At 56.1% G+C, this 17784-nt stretch carries 18 protein-coding genes; 9 read left to right on the top strand and 9 right to left on the bottom strand.

Translation table 11 applies throughout. From position 1 onward, the window contains the following. The first annotated feature begins 4 nt into the window (after positions 1 to 4). Together secD and secF are read left to right on the top strand one after the other, a co-directional pair. Entirely contained in the window at positions 5 to 1852 is a 1848-nt protein-coding gene (gene secD / locus FCN45_RS04655) for a protein translocase subunit SecD (protein ID WP_101762445.1), read from the top strand. A 10-nt stretch (positions 1853 to 1862) separates the two neighbouring features. Further along, entirely contained in the window at positions 1863 to 2831 is a 969-nt protein-coding gene (gene secF / locus FCN45_RS04660; protein ID WP_101762444.1) for a protein translocase subunit SecF, read from the top strand. Positions 2832 to 2889: 58 nt separating this feature from the next. On the opposite strand, the gene FCN45_RS04665 is transcribed toward secF, so the two are convergent. Both FCN45_RS04665 and lysM read right to left on the bottom strand, forming a co-directional pair. Beyond that, positions 2890 to 3450: a DUF3251 domain-containing protein gene (locus FCN45_RS04665; protein WP_137385260.1), complete on the bottom strand. Its 561-nt coding sequence runs from the start codon at positions 3448 to 3450 to the stop codon at positions 2890 to 2892. Positions 3451 to 3464: 14 nt separating this feature from the next. Then, complete coding sequence (lysM, locus tag FCN45_RS04670; RefSeq protein ID WP_101762442.1) at positions 3465 to 3905, bottom strand: peptidoglycan-binding protein LysM; 441 nt, start codon at positions 3903 to 3905, stop codon at positions 3465 to 3467. A gap of 205 nt (positions 3906 to 4110) precedes the next feature. Between lysM and nrdR the strand changes: the two genes are divergently transcribed. From nrdR to thiL, 5 genes are all read left to right on the top strand, one after another. Next, positions 4111 to 4560 (top strand): transcriptional regulator NrdR, encoded by a 450-nt coding sequence (gene nrdR, locus FCN45_RS04675; RefSeq protein ID WP_008103978.1) that lies wholly within the window; start codon positions 4111 to 4113, stop codon positions 4558 to 4560. A gap of 3 nt (positions 4561 to 4563) precedes the next feature. Continuing rightward, on the top strand, positions 4564 to 5667 hold the full coding sequence (ribD, locus tag FCN45_RS04680; protein WP_137385261.1) for a bifunctional diaminohydroxyphosphoribosylaminopyrimidine deaminase/5-amino-6-(5-phosphoribosylamino)uracil reductase RibD: 1104 nt from the start codon (positions 4564 to 4566) through the stop codon (positions 5665 to 5667). Between the two features lie 90 nt (positions 5668 to 5757). Beyond that, positions 5758 to 6228: a 6,7-dimethyl-8-ribityllumazine synthase gene (gene ribE / locus FCN45_RS04685; protein ID WP_007887008.1), complete on the top strand. Its 471-nt coding sequence runs from the start codon at positions 5758 to 5760 to the stop codon at positions 6226 to 6228. 19 nt (positions 6229 to 6247) lie between these two features. Further along, positions 6248 to 6667: a transcription antitermination factor NusB gene (gene nusB / locus FCN45_RS04690; protein ID WP_007887007.1), complete on the top strand. Its 420-nt coding sequence runs from the start codon at positions 6248 to 6250 to the stop codon at positions 6665 to 6667. Between the two features lie 46 nt (positions 6668 to 6713). Next, positions 6714 to 7691 (top strand): thiamine-phosphate kinase, encoded by a 978-nt coding sequence (gene thiL, locus FCN45_RS04695; RefSeq protein ID WP_137385262.1) that lies wholly within the window; start codon positions 6714 to 6716, stop codon positions 7689 to 7691. Positions 7692 to 7857: 166 nt separating this feature from the next. Here the strand turns inward: thiL and FCN45_RS04700 are convergent, their stop codons facing one another. From FCN45_RS04700 to xseB, 4 genes are all read right to left on the bottom strand, one after another. Then, complete coding sequence (locus tag FCN45_RS04700; protein ID WP_137385263.1) at positions 7858 to 8832, bottom strand: aldo/keto reductase; 975 nt, start codon at positions 8830 to 8832, stop codon at positions 7858 to 7860. 91 nt (positions 8833 to 8923) lie between these two features. Beyond that, the gene (gene dxs / locus FCN45_RS04705) at positions 8924 to 10789 is read right to left on the bottom strand and encodes a 1-deoxy-D-xylulose-5-phosphate synthase (RefSeq protein ID WP_137385264.1); all 1866 of its coding nucleotides are present in this window, start codon (positions 10787 to 10789) and stop codon (positions 8924 to 8926) included. A 19-nt stretch (positions 10790 to 10808) separates the two neighbouring features. Further along, the gene (ispA, locus tag FCN45_RS04710) at positions 10809 to 11708 is read right to left on the bottom strand and encodes a (2E,6E)-farnesyl diphosphate synthase (RefSeq protein ID WP_137385265.1); all 900 of its coding nucleotides are present in this window, start codon (positions 11706 to 11708) and stop codon (positions 10809 to 10811) included. Next, complete coding sequence (xseB, locus tag FCN45_RS04715; protein ID WP_101762436.1) at positions 11708 to 11950, bottom strand: exodeoxyribonuclease VII small subunit; 243 nt, start codon at positions 11948 to 11950, stop codon at positions 11708 to 11710. Before xseB ends, ispA begins: the two co-directional genes overlap by 1 nt. Before the next feature lie 237 nt (positions 11951 to 12187). Between xseB and thiI the strand changes: the two genes are divergently transcribed. After that, complete coding sequence (gene thiI, locus FCN45_RS04720) at positions 12188 to 13636, top strand: tRNA uracil 4-sulfurtransferase ThiI (RefSeq protein ID WP_101762435.1); 1449 nt, start codon at positions 12188 to 12190, stop codon at positions 13634 to 13636. A gap of 114 nt (positions 13637 to 13750) precedes the next feature. Here the strand turns inward: thiI and yajL are convergent, their stop codons facing one another. Together yajL and panE are read right to left on the bottom strand one after the other, a co-directional pair. Next, positions 13751 to 14359 (bottom strand): protein deglycase YajL, encoded by a 609-nt coding sequence (yajL, locus tag FCN45_RS04725; RefSeq protein WP_137385266.1) that lies wholly within the window; start codon positions 14357 to 14359, stop codon positions 13751 to 13753. Next, a complete protein-coding gene (gene panE, locus FCN45_RS04730) occupies positions 14313 to 15233 on the bottom strand; it encodes a 2-dehydropantoate 2-reductase (protein ID WP_137385267.1) in 921 nt (306 codons plus the stop codon). Before panE ends, yajL begins: the two co-directional genes overlap by 47 nt. Positions 15234 to 15358: 125 nt before the next feature. Here panE and FCN45_RS04735 point away from each other — a divergent pair, with 125 nt between their 5' ends. After that, complete coding sequence (locus tag FCN45_RS04735; protein ID WP_101762432.1) at positions 15359 to 15850, top strand: YajQ family cyclic di-GMP-binding protein; 492 nt, start codon at positions 15359 to 15361, stop codon at positions 15848 to 15850. On the opposite strand, the gene FCN45_RS04740 is transcribed toward FCN45_RS04735, so the two are convergent. After that, positions 15847 to 17619, bottom strand: a complete 1773-nt coding sequence (locus tag FCN45_RS04740) for a sigma-54-dependent Fis family transcriptional regulator (protein WP_137385268.1) — start codon at positions 17617 to 17619, stop codon at positions 15847 to 15849. The two genes, FCN45_RS04735 and FCN45_RS04740, sit on opposite strands and share 4 nt — an antisense overlap. Between the last annotated feature and the right edge of the window lie 165 nt (positions 17620 to 17784).

Raw genomic sequence — 17784 nt, forward strand, 5'->3', positions numbered from 1 at the left:
TGCCGTGTTAAACCGTTATCCTTTGTGGAAGTACATCATGCTGGTCGTCGTGATTCTCGTCGGCCTGCTCTATGCGCTTCCTAACCTTTATGGTGAGGATCCGGCCGTTCAGATCACTGGTGCGCGCGGTGGCGCCGCCAGTGAGCAAACGTTGGATCAGATCCAGACCGTATTAAAACAAGACAATATCGAGAGCAAATCCCTCGCTCTGGAAAATGGTGCCATTCTGGCCCGCTTTGCAACGCAGGATGGACAGCTGCGCGCGCGTGATGCACTCACCAGCGCGCTGGGCGAAGACTACATTGTGGCCCTTAACCTTGCGCCGGCAACGCCTCGCTGGCTGAGCATGCTGTCCGCGGAACCGATGAAACTCGGTCTTGATCTGCGCGGCGGCGTTCACTTCCTGATGGAAGTGGATATGGATACGGCTCTGGGCAAACTGCAAGAGCAGAACGCCGACAGCCTGCGCAGCGATCTGCGCGACAAAAGCATTCCGTATACCACCGTTAATAAAATCGCGAACTATGGCGTAGAAGTGCGTTTCCGTGACGGCGCCAGCCGTGATGCGGCAATCAGCTACTTGTCTACTCGCCACCGTGATCTGGTGATCTCAAGCCAGGGCAGCGATGCGCTGCGTGCGGTGATGAGTGATGCGCGTCTGAGCGAAGCGCGTGAATATGCGGTGCAGCAAAACATCACCATTCTGCGTAACCGTGTGAACCAGCTCGGCGTTGCCGAACCGCTGGTGCAGCGTCAGGGTTCTGACCGCATCGTGGTGGAACTGCCGGGTATTCAGGACACCGCGCGCGCCAAAGAGATTCTGGGCGCAACTGCCACGCTGGAATTCCGTCTGGTGAACACCAGCGTGGATCCAACCGCAGCGGCCAGCGGCCGTGTGCCCGGCGATTCGGAAGTGAAGAAAACCCGCGACGGGCAGCCAGTGGTGCTGTACAAGCGTGTGATTCTGACCGGTGATCACATCACTGATTCCACGTCGAGCATGGATGAGTATAACCAGCCGCAGGTGAACATTTCACTGGATGGCGCGGGCGGCAACATGATGTCCAACTTCACCAAGGACAACATCGGTAAGCCGATGGCGACCCTGTTTGTGGAGTACAAAGACAGCGGTAAGAAAGATGCCAACGGCCGGTCGATTCTGGTGAAACAGGAAGAAGTGATTAACGTGGCGAACATTCAGTCGCGCCTCGGTAACAGCTTCCGTATCACCGGTATCAATAATGCAAACGAAGCACGTCAGCTGTCGCTGCTGCTGCGCGCGGGTGCGTTGATTGCGCCAATCCAGATTGTAGAAGAGCGTACTATCGGCCCAACCATGGGTCAGCAGAACATCACACAAGGCCTCGAAGCCTGCCTGTGGGGTTTGATTGCGTCGATCCTGTTCATGGTGGTGTTCTACAAGAAGTTTGGTCTTATCGCTACCAGCGCGCTGCTGTGTAACCTGGTGCTGATTGTCGGCATCATGTCACTGCTGCCAGGCGCGACGCTCACCATGCCGGGTATTGCCGGTATCGTGCTGACGCTGGCGGTTGCGGTCGATGCTAACGTGTTGATTAACGAACGTATTAAAGAAGAGTTGCGTAACGGACGCTCGGTACAGCAGGCGATTCATGAAGGCTATAAAGGCGCCTTCTCCAGTATCGTCGATGCCAACGTCACTACGCTTATCAAAGTGATCATTCTTTATGCGGTCGGTACCGGTTCAATCAAAGGTTTTGCGATTACTACTGCTATCGGTATCGCAACCTCAATGTTTACCGCTATCGTCGGCACCCGTGCCATCGTTAACCTGGTGTACGGCGGCAAACGCATCAACAAGCTGTCTATCTGAGGAGTGCGTTGTGGCACAGGAATATAGTATTGAGCAGCTAAACCACGGGCGTAAAGTCGTCGACTTTATGCGCTGGGATAAGCTGGCTTTCATCATCTCCGGTCTGCTGATTGTGGCATCTATCGTCATTGTCGGTGTGCGAGGCTTCAACTGGGGCCTCGACTTTACCGGCGGAACGGTGATTGAGATTAACCTGGAAAAACCGGCGGATCTCGACGCGCTGCGTGAAGGTTTGGTGAAAGCGGGCTTTGAAGAGCCGCTGGTGCAGAACTTTGGTAGCAGCCGTGATGTGATGGTGCGTATGCCTCCGGCCACCGGCAATGCCGGCACCGAACTGGGCAATAAAGTGCTGGCGTCTATCAGCCAGACCACGCAGCAGAACGCTACCGTGAAACGTATCGAGTTCGTTGGCCCAAGCGTGGGTAGCGATCTGGCGCAGGCCGGTGCGATGGCGCTATTGTCAGCGCTGATTGCGATTTTGATCTACATCGGCTTCCGCTTTGAGTGGCGTTTAGCGCTCGGCACCGTTCTGGCGCTGGCGCACGATGTGATCATCACCTGTGGCATTTTGTCGCTGGCGCACGTCGAAATCGACCTGACGATTGTCGCCTCATTGATGTCGGTAATTGGCTACTCGCTTAACGATAAGATCGTGGTATCCGACCGTATTCGTGAGAACTTCCGCAAGATTCGCCGCGGTTCTTCTTACGACATCACTAACGTGTCGCTGACCCAGACGCTGAGCCGTACCTTGATCACCTCCATCACCACGCTGGCGATGATCATGATCCTGTTCGTGTTTGGTGGTGCGTTGCTGAAAGGCTTCTCACTGACCATGCTGATCGGTGTCACCATCGGTACCATTTCATCGATTTATGTCTCTTCAGCGCTGGCGCTGAAACTCGGCATGAAGCGTGAACATATGCTGGTGCAGAAAGTGGAAAAAGAGGGCGCAGATCAGCCTTCGATTCTGCCGTAACGCGGAGTCAGAAAGTAAACGGGCTGCCATTGGCAGCCCGTTTTTTTATGCCTGTCGATCAGGGCGTGGTTTTCGCCGCTGGAGGCTCAACCTCGTGCACGCGCACGTAGCCGAGTTGCTCCGGGGTTAACCCGCTGAGTCGCAGCGGTACGCTAACGGAACTGCGCGGCATTAACTGTGCAGGAACCTCGATGGTCTGGCTCAGGCTGCCCGCGTTAAGCGGTTTGCCGCTGGTCGGATCCATTTCGCCCCATACCACGGTCGCGCGCAGTGCCGGAATCGGCTGATCATCGGTCGAGCGGATATTCAGATTGGCGCGACTGCCGCTGGCTTCACCCGCCACCTGCGAGAGTGACAAACGCAATTTACCTAGCTGCGTCTGTAACTCCACCGGCGTATTGGCTTGCGGCAACAGCGACGCGCCCTGGGTGGATTGGCTGTTCAGCTGTCCCTGAATCTCCAGCGCCGTTGCCTGATTGGTCAGCTTGCGCATCTGCTGATTAAGCTGACTCACCTCCTGATGCAACTCTTTGACCTGCGGTGAAACCGGCGTTGAACTGCAACCACTGAGAACCAGCAAAGAGAGTGCTGCCGGAGCCCAAAACGTCCTGATCGTCATGCAATGTCCTTTCTTTATTCGGGAATTCGTAAAACCTGGCCAGGGTAGATCTTATCAGGATGCGTCAGCATTGGCTTGTTCGCTTCGAAAATCTTGTTGTATTCATTAGGATTTCCGTAGACCTCTTTCGATACCGCACTCAAGGTATCGCCTTTTTTCACGGTATAGAATTTCGCGGGCGTAGCGGCATCGCTGGCGGTGACCTTGTCATCCACCTTGGTGATGCCCGCGACGTTACCGGCGGCCACCAGAATCTTCTCTTTTAACTCCTGAGAGATGCCATCACCAGTCACAGTAACGGTATCGCCTTTGACATCCACCTTGACCTTATCGCTGTCGGGCAAACCGAGTTTGTTGATGTGATCCTGCAATTTCTTGCTGGCATCGTCGCCGCCGCCACTGACGGCATCCCACAGTTTTTCTCCAGCATCTTTCACGAAATCAAATAGACCCATACATCCTCCAGATTTTTATGATGTTGGCCGCCTTGCTGGCGGCTCTTTAAGCGTAGTGGTTTTTTGCCTGTGGTCATGTAGGTGATGTCTTGCATTTGGCTTAACGTCACAAACGGGGATTCACACATTATGTGCCACACACATACATTTTGTGGCGCGATCGCGCTACACTGTGTGGCCTATTTATCTCGCATCAGGAAGCCTCATGCATTGCCCATTCTGCTCCGCTGTGGACACCAAAGTGATTGATTCTCGTCTGGTTAGTGAAGGATCGTCGGTGCGTCGCCGTCGTCAGTGTCTGGTGTGTCATGAGCGTTTTACCACCTTTGAAGTGGCAGAGTTGGTGATGCCGCGCGTGGTAAAAAGCAACGATGTGCGTGAACCCTTCAATGAAGACAAGCTCAGCAGCGGCATGATTAAGGCGCTGGAAAAACGCCCCGTCAGCGCCGATGCGGTTGAAAGCGCGGTCAATCATATTAAAACTCAGCTGCGTGCCACCGGTGAACGCGAAGTGCCAAGCGCACTGATCGGCAATCTGGTGATGGATGAGCTGAAAAAGCTCGATAAAGTGGCCTACATTCGCTTTGCCTCGGTCTATCGCAGCTTCGAAGATATTCGCGATTTTGGTGAAGAGATCGCCCGCCTACAGGACTAATCCATGACTGACGAACGCTATATGGCGCGCGCGCTGGAACTGGCGCGGCGCGGACGCTTTACCACCACACCTAACCCCAACGTCGGCTGCGTGATTGTGCGCGAGGGCGAGATTGTCGGCGAAGGCTGGCATCAGCGCGCCGGCGAACCGCATGCCGAAGTGCATGCGCTGCGTATGGCGGGCGAACGAGCTGCTGGCGCAACCGCGTATGTCACGCTGGAACCTTGTAGCCACCATGGACGCACGCCGCCGTGCTGCGATGCGCTGATTGCCGCAGGCGTGACGCGCGTGGTCGCCGCGATGCAGGATCCCAATCCGCAGGTGGCAGGACGTGGACTCTACCGTTTACAGCAGGCGGGCATCGACGTCAGTCATGGCCTGATGATGAACGAAGCGGAAGCGCTGAACCGGGGTTTTCTCAAACGTATGCGGACCGGATTCCCGTGGATCCAGCTGAAACTCGGCGCATCCCTTGATGGCCGCACCGCCATGGCGAGTGGCGAAAGTCAGTGGATCACCTCCGCGGCCGCAAGGCGCGATGTGCAACGTTTACGCGCCCAGAGTTCAGCTATTCTTAGCACCAGCGCCACGGTGTTGGCTGACAATCCGTCGCTCACGGTACGCTGGAGGGAATTGAATGAAGAGGTGCGTGCGCAGCTTGATGAAAGCCAGCTGCGTCAGCCGGTGCGCGTGGTGATTGACAGCCAACAGCGCGTCACGCCGCAACACCGACTGATTGATCAGCCAGGCGAAACCTGGCTGATGCGCTGCGAGCCCGATCAACACGCGTGGCCCGCCAGCGTGACCCAGATTGCGGTGCCCCAGCGTGGTGAACAGCTTGATTTGGTCGCGATGATGATGTTGCTCGGCCAGCGCCAGATCAACAGCGTGTGGGTGGAAGCGGGTGCCGGATTAGCGGGTGCTTTGCTGCAAGCGGGCCTGGTGGATGAGCTGATTGTTTACATGGCGCCAAAGCTGTTAGGAAATGCCGCACGCGGCCTGTGCACGCTGCCCGGACTGGAACAGCTGGCCGATGCGCCGGCCCTGAATTTTAGCGATGTGCGCCTGGTTGGCGATGATCTGCGCCTGACGCTGACGCCGCGCTGAAAGCGCGCGGAAAAGCCTGAGCGCGTCGCCAAAGAGTATGATAGAATCCGCCCCCTTCTGCGGGGCCATAAAACAACCCAAAGGATATGTATGAAAGTTATCGAAGCTCCTGTTGCCACGCCTGATGCAAACATTGCCATCGTAATTGCGCGTTTTAACAACTTCATTAATGACAGCCTGCTGGACGGCGCGATTGACGCACTTAAGCGCATCGGCCAGGTGAAAGCAGATAACATCACCGTTGTCTGGGTTCCAGGTGCATACGAACTGCCGCTGGCAGCACGCGCACTGGCGAAAGCCGGTAAGCACGACGCCATTGTTGCGTTGGGCACTGTCATCCGTGGCGGCACCGCACATTTCGAATATGTGGCCGGTGAAGCCAGCTCGGGCATTGCGCACGTCGCGATGACCAGCGAAATCCCGGTGACCTTCGGCGTGTTGACCACTGAAAATATCGAGCAGGCGATTGAACGCGCCGGCACGAAAGCAGGTAATAAAGGTGCCGAAGCGGCCCTGACTGCACTCGAAATGATCAACGTATTGAAAGCCATCAAAGCCTGATTTTTGTAAGGGGAATTTTGTGAAACCTGCTGCTCGTCGTCGCGCCCGTGAGTGCGCTGTCCAGGCGCTTTACTCCTGGCAGCTGTCTAAGAACGACATTGCCGATGTGGAATACCAGTTTCTGGCGGAACAAGACGTCAAAGACGTCGATATTAGCTATTTCCGCGAATTGCTGGCCGGTGTGGCGACTAACAGCGCGTACCTGGACGGTCTGATGAAGCCTTACCTGTCGCGTCAGCTGGAAGAGCTGGGCCAGGTAGAAAAAGCCATCCTGCGTATTTCGCTGTATGAGCTGAGCAAGCGTTCTGATGTGCCGTATAAAGTGGCCATCAACGAAGGCATCGAGTTGGCAAAAGTGTTTGGTGCTGAAGACAGCCACAAATTCGTCAACGGTGTGCTCGACAAAGCTGCCCCGCAAATTCGACCAAACAAAAAATAGCGTTAAAGGCCGGTTATCCGGCCTTTTTCTCATTGAGACCTGACTTATGTCTTGTGGTGAATTCGAACTGATTGCACGTTACTTTAACCGCGTCACCAGCTCCCGCCGCGATGTGGAGAAAGGAATTGGTGACGACTGCGCGTTACTTAACGTGCCAGAAAAACAGACACTTGCCATCAGCACCGACACGCTGGTTGCAGGCGTCCACTTCTTACGTGATATCCATCCCGCCGATCTCGGCTACAAAGCCGTCGCCGTTAATCTCAGCGATTTAGCCGCCATGGGCGCCGATCCGGCCTGGCTGACGCTGGCATTAACGCTGCCTGAAATTGATGAACCGTGGGTGGCGGCCTTTAGCGACAGCCTGTTTGAGCTGCTGGATTATTACGATATGCAGCTGATTGGTGGCGATACCACGCGCGGACCGCTGAGCATGACGCTCGGCATTCACGGTTTAGTGCCAGTGGGAAGGGCGCTGAAACGTTCGGGCGCGAAGCCAGGCGACTGGATCTTTGTCACCGGCACCTTGGGTGACAGCGCGGCCGGTTTGTCGTTGCTGCAGCATCGCCATCGCCTGAACGATCCGGCGGTGCACGAAGCGTTGATCAAACGCCATTTGCGTCCAATGCCGCGCGTGCTGCAAGGCCAGGCGCTGCGCGGTCTGGCAACCTCGGCGATCGATATCTCTGATGGCCTGATTTCCGATCTCGGCCATGTGCTGGCCGCCAGCCGCGTTGGCGCTCGCATCAATCTCGACGCGTTACCGCTTTCAGCTGCCCTGCGCGATCACTTCGAGCCTGAACTGGTGCTGAAATGGGCGTTGAGCGGCGGCGAAGATTACGAGCTGTGCTTTACCGTGCCAGAAGTGAACCGTGGCGCGATTGACGTGGCGCTCGGCCATTTTGGTGTGCCTTATACTTGTATTGGGCAGATTGCACCCGAATCGGAAGGGCTGAGTTTGCTGGAGAACGGCAAGCCGCGCAGTGTAGATGTGAAAGGGTTTGATCACTTCGGCGCGAAGTAAATTGCCCTCACCCTAACCCTCTCCCACAAGCGGGAGAGGGGACGATTAGGTAGGGACTGCTCGTTCTGCTCCAACAAGTGGGAGAGGGGACAATTAGGTGGGTACTGCACGTTCTGCTCCCTCGCCCGCTTGCGGGAGAGGGCTGGGGTGAGGGGAATGGTCTACCTTACTCAAACCCTACCACCGGATGCGGTTGATATACCGTTTCCAGCTCGGCAATCTCATTCTCACTTAATTCAACATCCACCGCTTTCACCAGCTCGGCGAACTGTTGCTCGCGCGAAGCGCCAATGATCGGCGCGGTGACCGCCGGTTTATGTAATAGCCACGCCAGCGCCACCTGCGCGCGCGTCACGCCTTTATCGGCGGCTACATTAGCCAGACGCTCGGCAATTGCCGCATCGTTCTCTTCGGTGCCGGTATACAGCTTCTCCATCACATTATCCGATACCGAACGTGCGGTGGTTTCGCCCCATGGACGCGTGAGTTTACCGCGCGCCAGCGGGCTCCACGGCAGCACCGCGATCCCTTCGCGCTGACACAGCGGATGCATGTCATTCTCTTCCTCACGCTGAATCAGGTTGTACTGATCCTGCATGCTGACAAAGCGTGCCCAGTTATTTTGCTCTTGCAGATCCAGCGCCTGAGCAAACTGCGATGCGTGCATTGATGATGCGCCGATGTAACGCGCCTTGCCGGATTTCACCACTTCATGCAGCGCTTCCAGCGTCTCTTCAATCGGCGTGGCGTAATCCCAGCGGTGAATCTGCAGCAGATCGACATACTCCATACCAAGGCGCGTCAGGCTGTCATCAATCGATTGCAGGATATTCTGACGCGACAAGCCTTGTGACAGATTACTCAGCGGGAAATAGACCTTGGTGGCGACCACAACCTGATCGCGACGGGCAAAATCTTTCAGCGCCCGGCCCACAATCTCTTCGCTGCTGCCATCGGAATAGCTGTTAGCGGTATCGAAGAAGTTGATGCCGGCTTCCAGCGCCTGCTTGATCAACGGTCGGCTGCTCTCTTCAGGCAGCGTCCACGCGTGATTGCCGCGCGTGGGATCGCCGTAAGTCATGCAGCCTAAACAGAGACGTGAAACCTGTAAGTCGGTTTGGCCTAGGGGAATAATTTTCATCTATTTGGGCTCCTGCTCTTATGCTTGAGGGAAATCGTTCCCTAAGCATAGCAGCAGGCTCGCTCACCGGGCGGTGAGCGAGTCGGGCAGATTACTGGGCGAGCCAGTCAGTGATTTTCTGCTGAATACCGGCGGCATCCAGCTGATAATCCTGACGTACTTCTTCCTGCGTACCTTGCGGGATGAACTCATCCGGCAGGCCGAGGTTAAGCACCGGCACGCGCAGGCGTTTTGCCATCACGTACTCATTGACGCCGCTGCCGGCGCCGCCTTTGATGGCGCCTTCTTCCAGCGTAACCAGCGAATCGTGGCTGGCCGCCAGCTCGGCAATCAGTCCTTCATCGAGTGGCTTCACAAAACGCATATCCACCAGCGTGGCATTCAGCGCTTCCGCAGCGGCAGCGGCTTCTGGCAGCAAAGTACCGAAGTTAAGGATCGCCAGCTTTTCGCCGCGACGCTTCACAATACCTTTGCCCAGCGGCAAGCTCGCCAGCGGTTCCAGCGTTGCGCCGGTGCCGGTACCGCGCGGGTAACGCACCGCACTCGGGCCATCCTGATAGTGATATCCGGTATAAAGCATCAGACGACATTCGTTTTCATCGCTTGGCGTCATGATCACCATCTCTGGCACGCAGCGTAAGAACGCGATATCAAATGCGCCCTGATGAGTTTGACCATCCGCGCCGACAATGCCGCCGCGATCGATAGCAAACAGCACCGGCAATTTCTGGATGGCGACATCGTGGATCAGCTGATCGTAGGCGCGCTGCAGGAAGGTCGAGTAGATCGCCACAACCGGTTTGTAACCACCAATCGCCATACCCGCCGCGAACGTTACCGCGTGCTGCTCGGCAATCGCCACATCAAAATATTGCTGCGGATAGTCGCGTGAGTAGCTCACCATGCCCGATCCTTCGCGCATCGCTGGCGTGACCGCCATCAGGCGCGGATCGTCAGCCGCCATTTCGCTCAGCCAGTTGCCGAAAATCTTCGAGTAGCTTGGTAAGCCTGGCACGCTTTTCGGCAGCGCTAAGCTGGCGGGATCGAACTTCGGTACCGCATGCCAGGTAATCGGATCTTCTTCCGCCGGGGCATAACCTTTGCCCTTTTTGGTCATGATGTGCAGGAACTGCGGACCTTTAAGATCGCGCATGTTCTTCAGCGTGCTCACCAGCGTCAGCACGTCGTGACCATCTACCGGGCCGATGTAGTTAAAGCCCAGCTCTTCAAACAGCGTACCCGGCACCACCATGCCTTTCAGGTGCTCTTCTGTGCGCTTCACCAGCTCTTTAATCGGCGGCAAACCGCCCAATACACGCTTGCCGCCTTCGCGCAGGCGTGAATAGGTTTTCCCGGAGAGAATCTGTGCCAGACGATTGTTGAGTGCGCCCACGTTCTCGGAGATCGACATCTCGTTGTCGTTGAGGATCACCAGCATATCCGGCTTGATGTCACCGGCGTGGTTCATGGCTTCAAACGCCATGCCAGCGGTGATCGCGCCATCGCCAATAATACAGGCGGTGCGACGGCCTTTGCCTTCACGTTCGGCGGCAACCGCCATGCCGAGCCCGGCGCTGATCGAGGTGGAGGAGTGACCTACGCTCAGCACGTCGTACTCACTCTCACCGCGCCACGGGAACGGATGCAGGCCATTTTTCTGGCGGATGGTGCCGATGCGATCGCGGCGTCCGGTCAGAATTTTGTGCGGATAGGCCTGATGGCCCACGTCCCACACCAGATGATCAAAGGGGGTGTTATAAACATAATGCAGCGCCACTGTTAGCTCGACGACGCCCAGACCCGATGCAAAGTGGCCGGAAGATCGGCTCACGCTATCCAGCAGATACTGACGTAGTTCGTCACACAGCTCCGGAAGTTTTTCTTTCGGTAATAAACGTAATTCCTGAACCGTGTTGGCTAACGCCAGTGTCGGGTATTTTGCAATATCAAAACTCATCAGAGACTCATTATGAAAGTTATTTATCGCGTTCAATTATGAAGCTTGCCAGCGCTTGTAAGGCGAGTGTGTTGTAAGACTGTGCCGCCAGAATATCGAGCGCGCCGAGCGCCTCTTGATAAAGATCCCAGGCTTTACTGCGGGCATTTTCCAGCCCCATCAATGAAGGATAGGTGCTTTTACCCAATGCCTGATCCGCGCCCTGTGTTTTTCCTAACACGGCGGTATCGCCGACCACATCGAGGATGTCATCCTGCACCTGAAACGCCAGTCCGATGGCATTGGCGTAGGTATCCAGCAGCGGCATCGCGGCGCGGCCACGATCGCCGGCGGCTAATGCGCCAAGACGTACCGCGGCGCGAATTAACGCGCCGGTTTTATGGCGGTGAATCTGTTCCAGCTGCGCCAGATCGATGCTTTTGCCTTCCGCCGCCAAATCCAGTGCCTGACCGCCGCACATGCCTGCTACGCCGCTGGCCTGCGCCAGTTCGGAAATCATCGCAATACGCGCGTCGGCGCTGACGCCGGGCATCGGCTGATCGGCCAGAATCGAAAAGGCCAAAGTTTGCAGAGCATCGCCGGCGAGAATCGCCGTGTCTTCACCATATTTAATATGGCAGGTTAGCTGCCCGCGGCGTAACGCATCGTCGTCCATCGCCGGCAGATCGTCATGTATCAGGGAATAAGCATGGATGCATTCCACGGCCGCAGCCGGCACATCGAGGCTGGCGGCATCGGCCTTTAGCATTTCGCCTGTTGCGTACACCAGAAAGGGACGCAGACGCTTACCGCCTAATAATGCCCCATACTCCATGGCATTCACCAGAGGAGAACTCTGAAAAGGAAGTGGATCTATTAAGCGCGTCAATGCCTGGTTAACGCGTTGATGGTAAGCGCTCAGCAGTTTAGCGAAATCCATTACTCATTTTCCGGGGTAAAAGGGGCGAGGGCGGCATCTTTCTCATCGCTAAGCAGAATTTGCACACGCTGCTCTGCCTGCTGCAGGGTTTGCTGACCGGTACGTGCCAATTGTACGCCGCGTTCAAATTCGTTCAGCGCCTGCTCTAACGGCAGCTCGCCACTTTCCAGGCGGCTGACAATCTGTTCCAGCTGCTCTAATGCGCTTTCAAAACTGGCAGGCGCTTCGGCTTTTTTCGGCATAATCAGTGTCGACTCACAGGTTAGGAGATCATCTTGCAATCGGTCATGGTAGCTGACGAGGATTAATTAGCAAAATAATGAATGTGATGAAGGTTGCTTAAAGCAGTCACCCGGCAAAGGTGATATACTTTTGCGCCTCGGATGCGGGGGCTCCTGAATTAACCCGCAATTATATGATTTTAACAGTTAAGTGCCGATGCTTTTAGCACTTATTTGTCCAAACGAACCCCTGTCGCCATGAAGTTTATCGTCAAGCTGTTTCCAGAAATCACCATCAAAAGTCAGTCGGTGCGTCTGCGCTTTATCAAAATTCTCTCCAGTAGCATTCGTAATATTCTGCGCACCGTGGATGAAGAGATTAAAGTCGTGCGCCATTGGGACCACATTGAAGTGCGTTCTAAGAATGAGTCGCTGCGCGAGACCCTTGTCACCGAACTGACGCGCATTCCGGGCATTCACCATGTGCTGGCGGTGGAAGATCGCGCCTACACCGATATGCACGACATCTTCGAGCAGACGCTGGTGCTGAACCGCGAGCGTCTGGAAGGCAAAAGCTTCTGCGTGCGCGTCAAGCGTCGCGGCAAGCACAGCTTCAGCTCGCAGGACGTAGAACGCTACGTTGGCGGCGGCCTTAATCAACACATCGCCAGCGCGCGCGTGCAGCTCAATCGTCCGGATGAAACGGTGAATCTGGAGATCGACGACGATCGCCTGTTGCTGATCACCGCACGCTATGAAGGCTTAGGCGGATTCCCGATTGGTACCCAGGAAGATGTTCTGTCACTGATTTCCGGCGGTTTTGATTCTGGTGTCTCGAGCTACATGCTGATGCGTCGCGGCTGCCGCGTGCATTACTGCTTCTTCAACCTTGGCGGTGCGGCACACGAGATTGGCGTGCGCCAGGTTGCACACTACCTGTGGCAGCGCTTTGGTCGCTCACACCGCGTACGTTTCGTAGCGATCAACTTCGAGCCGGTAGTCGGTGAGATTCTGGAGAAAGTGGACGACGGCCAAATGGGCGTGGTGCTGAAGCGTATGATGGTGCGTGCGGCGTCGATGGTAGCAGAACGTTACGGCGTGCAGGCGCTGGTGACCGGCGAAGCGCTGGGCCAGGTTTCCAGCCAGACGCTGACCAACCTGCGTTTGATCGATAACGCCTCCGATACGCTGATCCTGCGTCCGCTGATCTCCCATGACAAAGAGCACATCATTGATGTGGCGCGTAAGATCGGCACAGAAGATTTTGCCCGCACCATGCCAGAATATTGCGGCGTGATTTCGAAAAGCCCAACCGTTAAAGCGGTGAAGGGCAAAATCGAAGCGGAAGAGCAAAACTTCGATTTCGAGATCCTTCATCGCGTGGTGCAGGAAGCCAGCAACGTCGATATCCGTGAAATCGCCGAGCAGACGGAAGAAGAAGTGGTGGAAGTTGAAACCGTTGACTCCTTCATCAGCAATGACGTGGTGTTGGATATCCGTTCGGCCGATGAGCAGGAGGCGAATCCGCTGATCGTCGAAGGCGTTGAAGTGAAAACTCTGGCGTTCTACAAACTCAGCACCCAGTTTGGCGACCTGGACCAGAGTAAAACCTGGCTGCTGTATTGCGATCGCGGTGTGATGAGTCGCCTGCAGGCGCTCTATCTGCATGAGCAGGGCTTCAAAAACGTGAAGGTTTATCGTCCATAAGCGATAAATCGTAGCGGCGCGATGAATCACGCGTATTTCATGCGGCATCAGTGTTGCAGTGAAATGCGCAATTAATCGCGCCGCTACAATCATGTGCAGTCTGTTGTAACAACGTTACCGCTCTTCAAACTCCTGATAATTATAAATCCCTGCCGCCAGCACCAGCTGTGAAGCCACTTCACGCGCGGTCTCTTTATCCACCAGCAAATCAATCAGCTTCAACGCAAAATCCATTGCGGTGCCCGGTCCCTGGCTGGTCAGCAGATTAACGCGCGGATCCCACACCACGCGGCGCTCCATCCATTTGCTGTCGGGAATGGTGTCACGGAGGCCGGGAAAACCGGTCATATTGCCGACGGGAAACAGATCGTGCGCGACCAAAACCGTGCCCGGCGCGGCACAAATCGCCGCCACAATCTTGCTGGAGAGATGGAACTGGCGCACGGTTTCCACCAATAACGGGCTGTCGCGGAAGGTCTGCGCGCCTTTCAAACCGCCGGGCAGCACAATCGCATCGTAGTCGTTATCTGCCACCTCAACCAAAGGCGCATCCGCCAGCAGCCGTACGCCGCGCGAACAGACGATCTCACGCGTGCCATCGCTCTCCACACTGGCGGTGGTGACGCTTAAACCGCCGCGTACCAGCAAATCGATAGTAGTGACCGCTTCGGTCTCTTCACTTCCATGTGCCAGGCAAACCAGAACCGATGCGTTCGCGCTCATAGTGGGACTCCTTACGTTTAATCAGATCGTACAAACGGGTGTTTTCCGGCAGTGAAATGCCCTGCGCGCGGGCGCGACGCAACAGGTAGCCGGTGATGTAATCAATTTCGGTCAGACGCTGCGCGCGCACATCCTGCAACATTGATGAGGTATTGGCGGCGGTGCTCTCGATCACGTCGTAAATGATGTCGCGCAGATTATCCACCGCCATGTGCTGGCCTTCGCGCTCCATCACCCAGGCGATCTCTTCGCACAGCAGCGCGACTTGTTCCGGCCAGGCGCGCAGCGCCCCGTTCTGGCAATCGTGCTCGACGGTCATCGGATTGATCACGCAGTTGATTGCCAGCTTGCGCCAGCTGGCGGCGGCGATGTTGTCATGCCAGGCCACATCCGGCAGCGCCTGATGCAGAATATCAGCGATATCGCTGAGTGCGGCGCTCTCACGATTAGCAGGGCCGATATGGGTGATGCCGTGCGCAATATGCTTAATCACCGTGCCGTCGCGCATTGCCGCGTGCGTGGTGATGCCGCGCAACAGCGGCTGACGCAAATCTTTCAGCTCTTCCAACGTTCCCATGCCGTTATGCAGCAGCAGAATTGGCGCGTGCGTCGGCAGCACGCTTTGCAGATTTTTCACCGCAGGTGAAACCTGGGGCGCTTTGAGCGTCACCAGTAACAGCTGGCTTTCGGCGAGGAACAGCGGATCGTTGGCAATAAAGGTGTGATTGCTCACCTCGCCTTGCGGATCGACTACGTTGGCTGAGCAATAGGGCTGCGGTACACGTAACCAGCCCTGCACCTCATGTCCCTGACGGGCGAGAGCGGCGAGCCAAATTTGACCTAAGGCGCCACACCCCAACACGGTAATTTTCATTTTGCCTCCCGTGGGCGGGTTCCTGTTTTCACGTTACGGGTAAGTATAGCTTTCCGCGTATCGTGTTTTATTAGCGCCACAAGACGCGTATTATGCATGTCACTTTAGTATCAGGAGAAGAAAAGATGCCATCTTTCGATATCGTTTCCGAAGTCGAATTGTCGGAAGTGCGAAATGCCGTGGAGAATGCGAACCGCGAGATCTCAACTCGTTTCGATTTCCGTAACGTGAGTGCAACCATTGAGCTCAACGAAAAGAACGAGACCATCAAACTCAGCAGCGAATCTGATTTCCAGGTCAAGCAGCTGGTGGATATTCTGCGCGAAAAGCTGCTGAAGCGTGGCATTGAAGGCGCGGCGATTGAAGTGCCAGAAGAGATCGTGCACAGCGGTAAAAGCTGGTCGGTGGAAGCCAAGCTGAAGAAAGGTATCGAAAGCGATATCGCGAAAAAGCTGGTGAAGCTGATTAAAGACAGCAAGCTGAAAGTGCAGACGCAGATTCAGGGTGAAGAACTGCGCGTAACCGGTAAGTCACGCGACGACCTGCAAGGTGCGATGGCGCTGGTGCGCGGTGGCAACCTCGGTCAGCCTTTCCAGTTCAAAAACTTCCGCGACTAATCGCGTTTGTCGCGCGCCGCACGACGATAAAGCGTGCTGCGCGCGACGCCTAAGGCTTCCGCCGTTTTACTGATATTACCATTGAAGCGCTGCAGCGTTTCGCTGATCAACCGCCTATCATGACTCTGCCGATCGGACTGTGGCTGCACCGCCGCACGCCGATACTCTGCCGGTAAATGCACCTCTGTCACTTCTTCACCTTCATCCGCCAGTGCCAACAGCACGCGTAACAAGCTGCGCAATTGCCGCACGTTACCCGGCCACGGCAGCTGCGCCAGAGCCGTCAACAGCGCAGGTGAGAGCTGAATATCGCGATCCGCGCCGCCCAGCTCCAGCCATAATCGACGGATAAAACCTTCCACATCCGGCCAGGCGCGCAGCGGCGGAATGGTCATCGAGAATTCCTGCAGGCGATAGAGCAAATCTTCGCGGAATTCGCCTTCGGCCACGCGCTGTGCCAAATCGCGGTGCGTGGCGCTGATCACCGCGAAATTCACCGGCCAGCTGCGGCTGGATCCGAGCGGCGCCACCTCTTTCTCCTGCAACACGCGTAGCAAGCGGGTTTGTAGTGCCAGCGGCATATCGCCAATTTCATCAAGGAACAGCACGCCGCCATCCGCTTCACGGATTTTGCCGATGTAACCATTCTTGCTCGCGCCGGTGAACGCGCCGGGTTGATAGCCAAACAGCTCAGATTCAATCAGCGCTTCGGGGATGGCCGCGCAGTTAATGGCAACGAATTTGCCTTCGCGCCAGCGGCTTTGCTGATGCAGTGCGCGGCTGACATACTCTTTGCCGCTGCCGGTTTCGCCGTGAATGCACAGTGAAACGCCGGCATTGAGCAGTCGCACCATCTTCTCGCCATCGCGCCCCAGTGAGAAAGGCAGCTCGCTGGCGGGTTCGCTCGGCGTGGCAAAATGGCTGCGCTGCGGTGCTCGCAGGCGAAAATAGTAGCGCTGCGTAGCGTAATCGAGCGGAGCGGGAATGCTGTTGGCGTGCTGCTGCTGTTGCGGAAACAGTTGTTGAAAGGTCACGCTGCCGAGTTGCCCGACGCTCAGCGCCAGTTCGCGCATCGCCAGACGATTGGCGGCGGTCAGGACGTTATCCGAGAACACCAGCAGCAGTTCATCGCTGGTATCAATACCCTGCGGCTGCAGATGCAGGCTCATCAACCATTGCTGCGGGTGCAGGCTCTGCTTCACCCACAAATATTCGATCTGTTTCGCCGCAGCTTTCACCCAGCTAAAGGTCTGCGGATGCGGGAAGTGCGCCGGGCCGGAAATATCCAGCACGCCAGCAATCTGACCGTTGGGCATTTGCAGCGGCATCGCCGCACAGTACAAACCTTGATTGAGCGTCAGGAAGTGCTGATGGCCTTGAATCTCGCAGCCATCATCAATCGCCAGCGCGGTGCCAATCGCATTGGTGCCACGCCCGCATTCACTCCATAAATTACCCGGCGCCAGCGCATAACGTTGGGCTTTTTCCAGCGAGGGCATATCGCCAAAGGTATTGAGCACCAGACCGGTGGCATCCGACAAAATCACCACCGATTGCTTCTCGGCCAGCTTCTGCGCCAGCTGTTTGATCACCGGCTGCGCGAATTGCTGCAGCCCGGCATTGCTGGCAAGCACATCGGCCAGTTCACCCTGGCGAACACGCGGAAAATCATCGGCGGTGCGATCGAGACCATACAGCTGGCTACGGAACCAGGAGTCGCTTAATAGCGGATTGGCGTTAACGGCAGACGCGGATGGATGTCCCTGCATTGATGACCTCATGCCCAAGCGAAAGTGTTGCGACATTGTAGCGGGTCGGTTTCTGTACTGTTGCGATACGCAACACAGATGGTGAACTTTTCTGCACAACATAGCCAGGTCATGTTGTGCGGCGGCTCTTAACTTAATGATGATATTGGTTTTTTAATGAAATAT

It is taken from the genome of Pantoea sp. SO10 (genome assembly GCF_005281435.1).
Classification (GTDB): Bacteria; Pseudomonadota; Gammaproteobacteria; order Enterobacterales; family Enterobacteriaceae; genus Pantoea; species Pantoea leporis.

Bases quoted from the DNA above. Each gene is read 5' to 3' on its own strand.
- FCN45_RS04665 (WP_137385260.1), bottom strand. From the start codon at position 3,450: ATGACGATCAGGACGTTTTGGGCTCCGGCAGCACTCTCTTTGCTGGTT.
- lysM (WP_101762442.1), bottom strand. From the start codon at position 3,905: ATGGGTCTATTTGATTTCGTGAAAGATGCTGGAGAAAAACTGTGGGAT.
- nrdR (WP_008103978.1), top strand. From the start codon at position 4,111: ATGCATTGCCCATTCTGCTCCGCTGTGGACACCAAAGTGATTGATTCT.
- ribD (WP_137385261.1), top strand. From the start codon at position 4,564: ATGACTGACGAACGCTATATGGCGCGCGCGCTGGAACTGGCGCGGCGC.
- ribE (WP_007887008.1), top strand. From the start codon at position 5,758: ATGAAAGTTATCGAAGCTCCTGTTGCCACGCCTGATGCAAACATTGCC.
- thiL (WP_137385262.1), top strand. From the start codon at position 6,714: ATGTCTTGTGGTGAATTCGAACTGATTGCACGTTACTTTAACCGCGTC.
- FCN45_RS04700 (WP_137385263.1), bottom strand. From the start codon at position 8,832: ATGAAAATTATTCCCCTAGGCCAAACCGACTTACAGGTTTCACGTCTC.
- dxs (WP_137385264.1), bottom strand. From the start codon at position 10,789: ATGAGTTTTGATATTGCAAAATACCCGACACTGGCGTTAGCCAACACG.
- ispA (WP_137385265.1), bottom strand. From the start codon at position 11,708: ATGGATTTCGCTAAACTGCTGAGCGCTTACCATCAACGCGTTAACCAG.
- xseB (WP_101762436.1), bottom strand. From the start codon at position 11,950: ATGCCGAAAAAAGCCGAAGCGCCTGCCAGTTTTGAAAGCGCATTAGAG.
- thiI (WP_101762435.1), top strand. From the start codon at position 12,188: ATGAAGTTTATCGTCAAGCTGTTTCCAGAAATCACCATCAAAAGTCAG.
- yajL (WP_137385266.1), bottom strand. From the start codon at position 14,359: ATGAGCGCGAACGCATCGGTTCTGGTTTGCCTGGCACATGGAAGTGAA.
- panE (WP_137385267.1), bottom strand. From the start codon at position 15,233: ATGAAAATTACCGTGTTGGGGTGTGGCGCCTTAGGTCAAATTTGGCTC.
- FCN45_RS04735 (WP_101762432.1), top strand. From the start codon at position 15,359: ATGCCATCTTTCGATATCGTTTCCGAAGTCGAATTGTCGGAAGTGCGA.
- FCN45_RS04740 (WP_137385268.1), bottom strand. From the start codon at position 17,619: ATGCAGGGACATCCATCCGCGTCTGCCGTTAACGCCAATCCGCTATTA.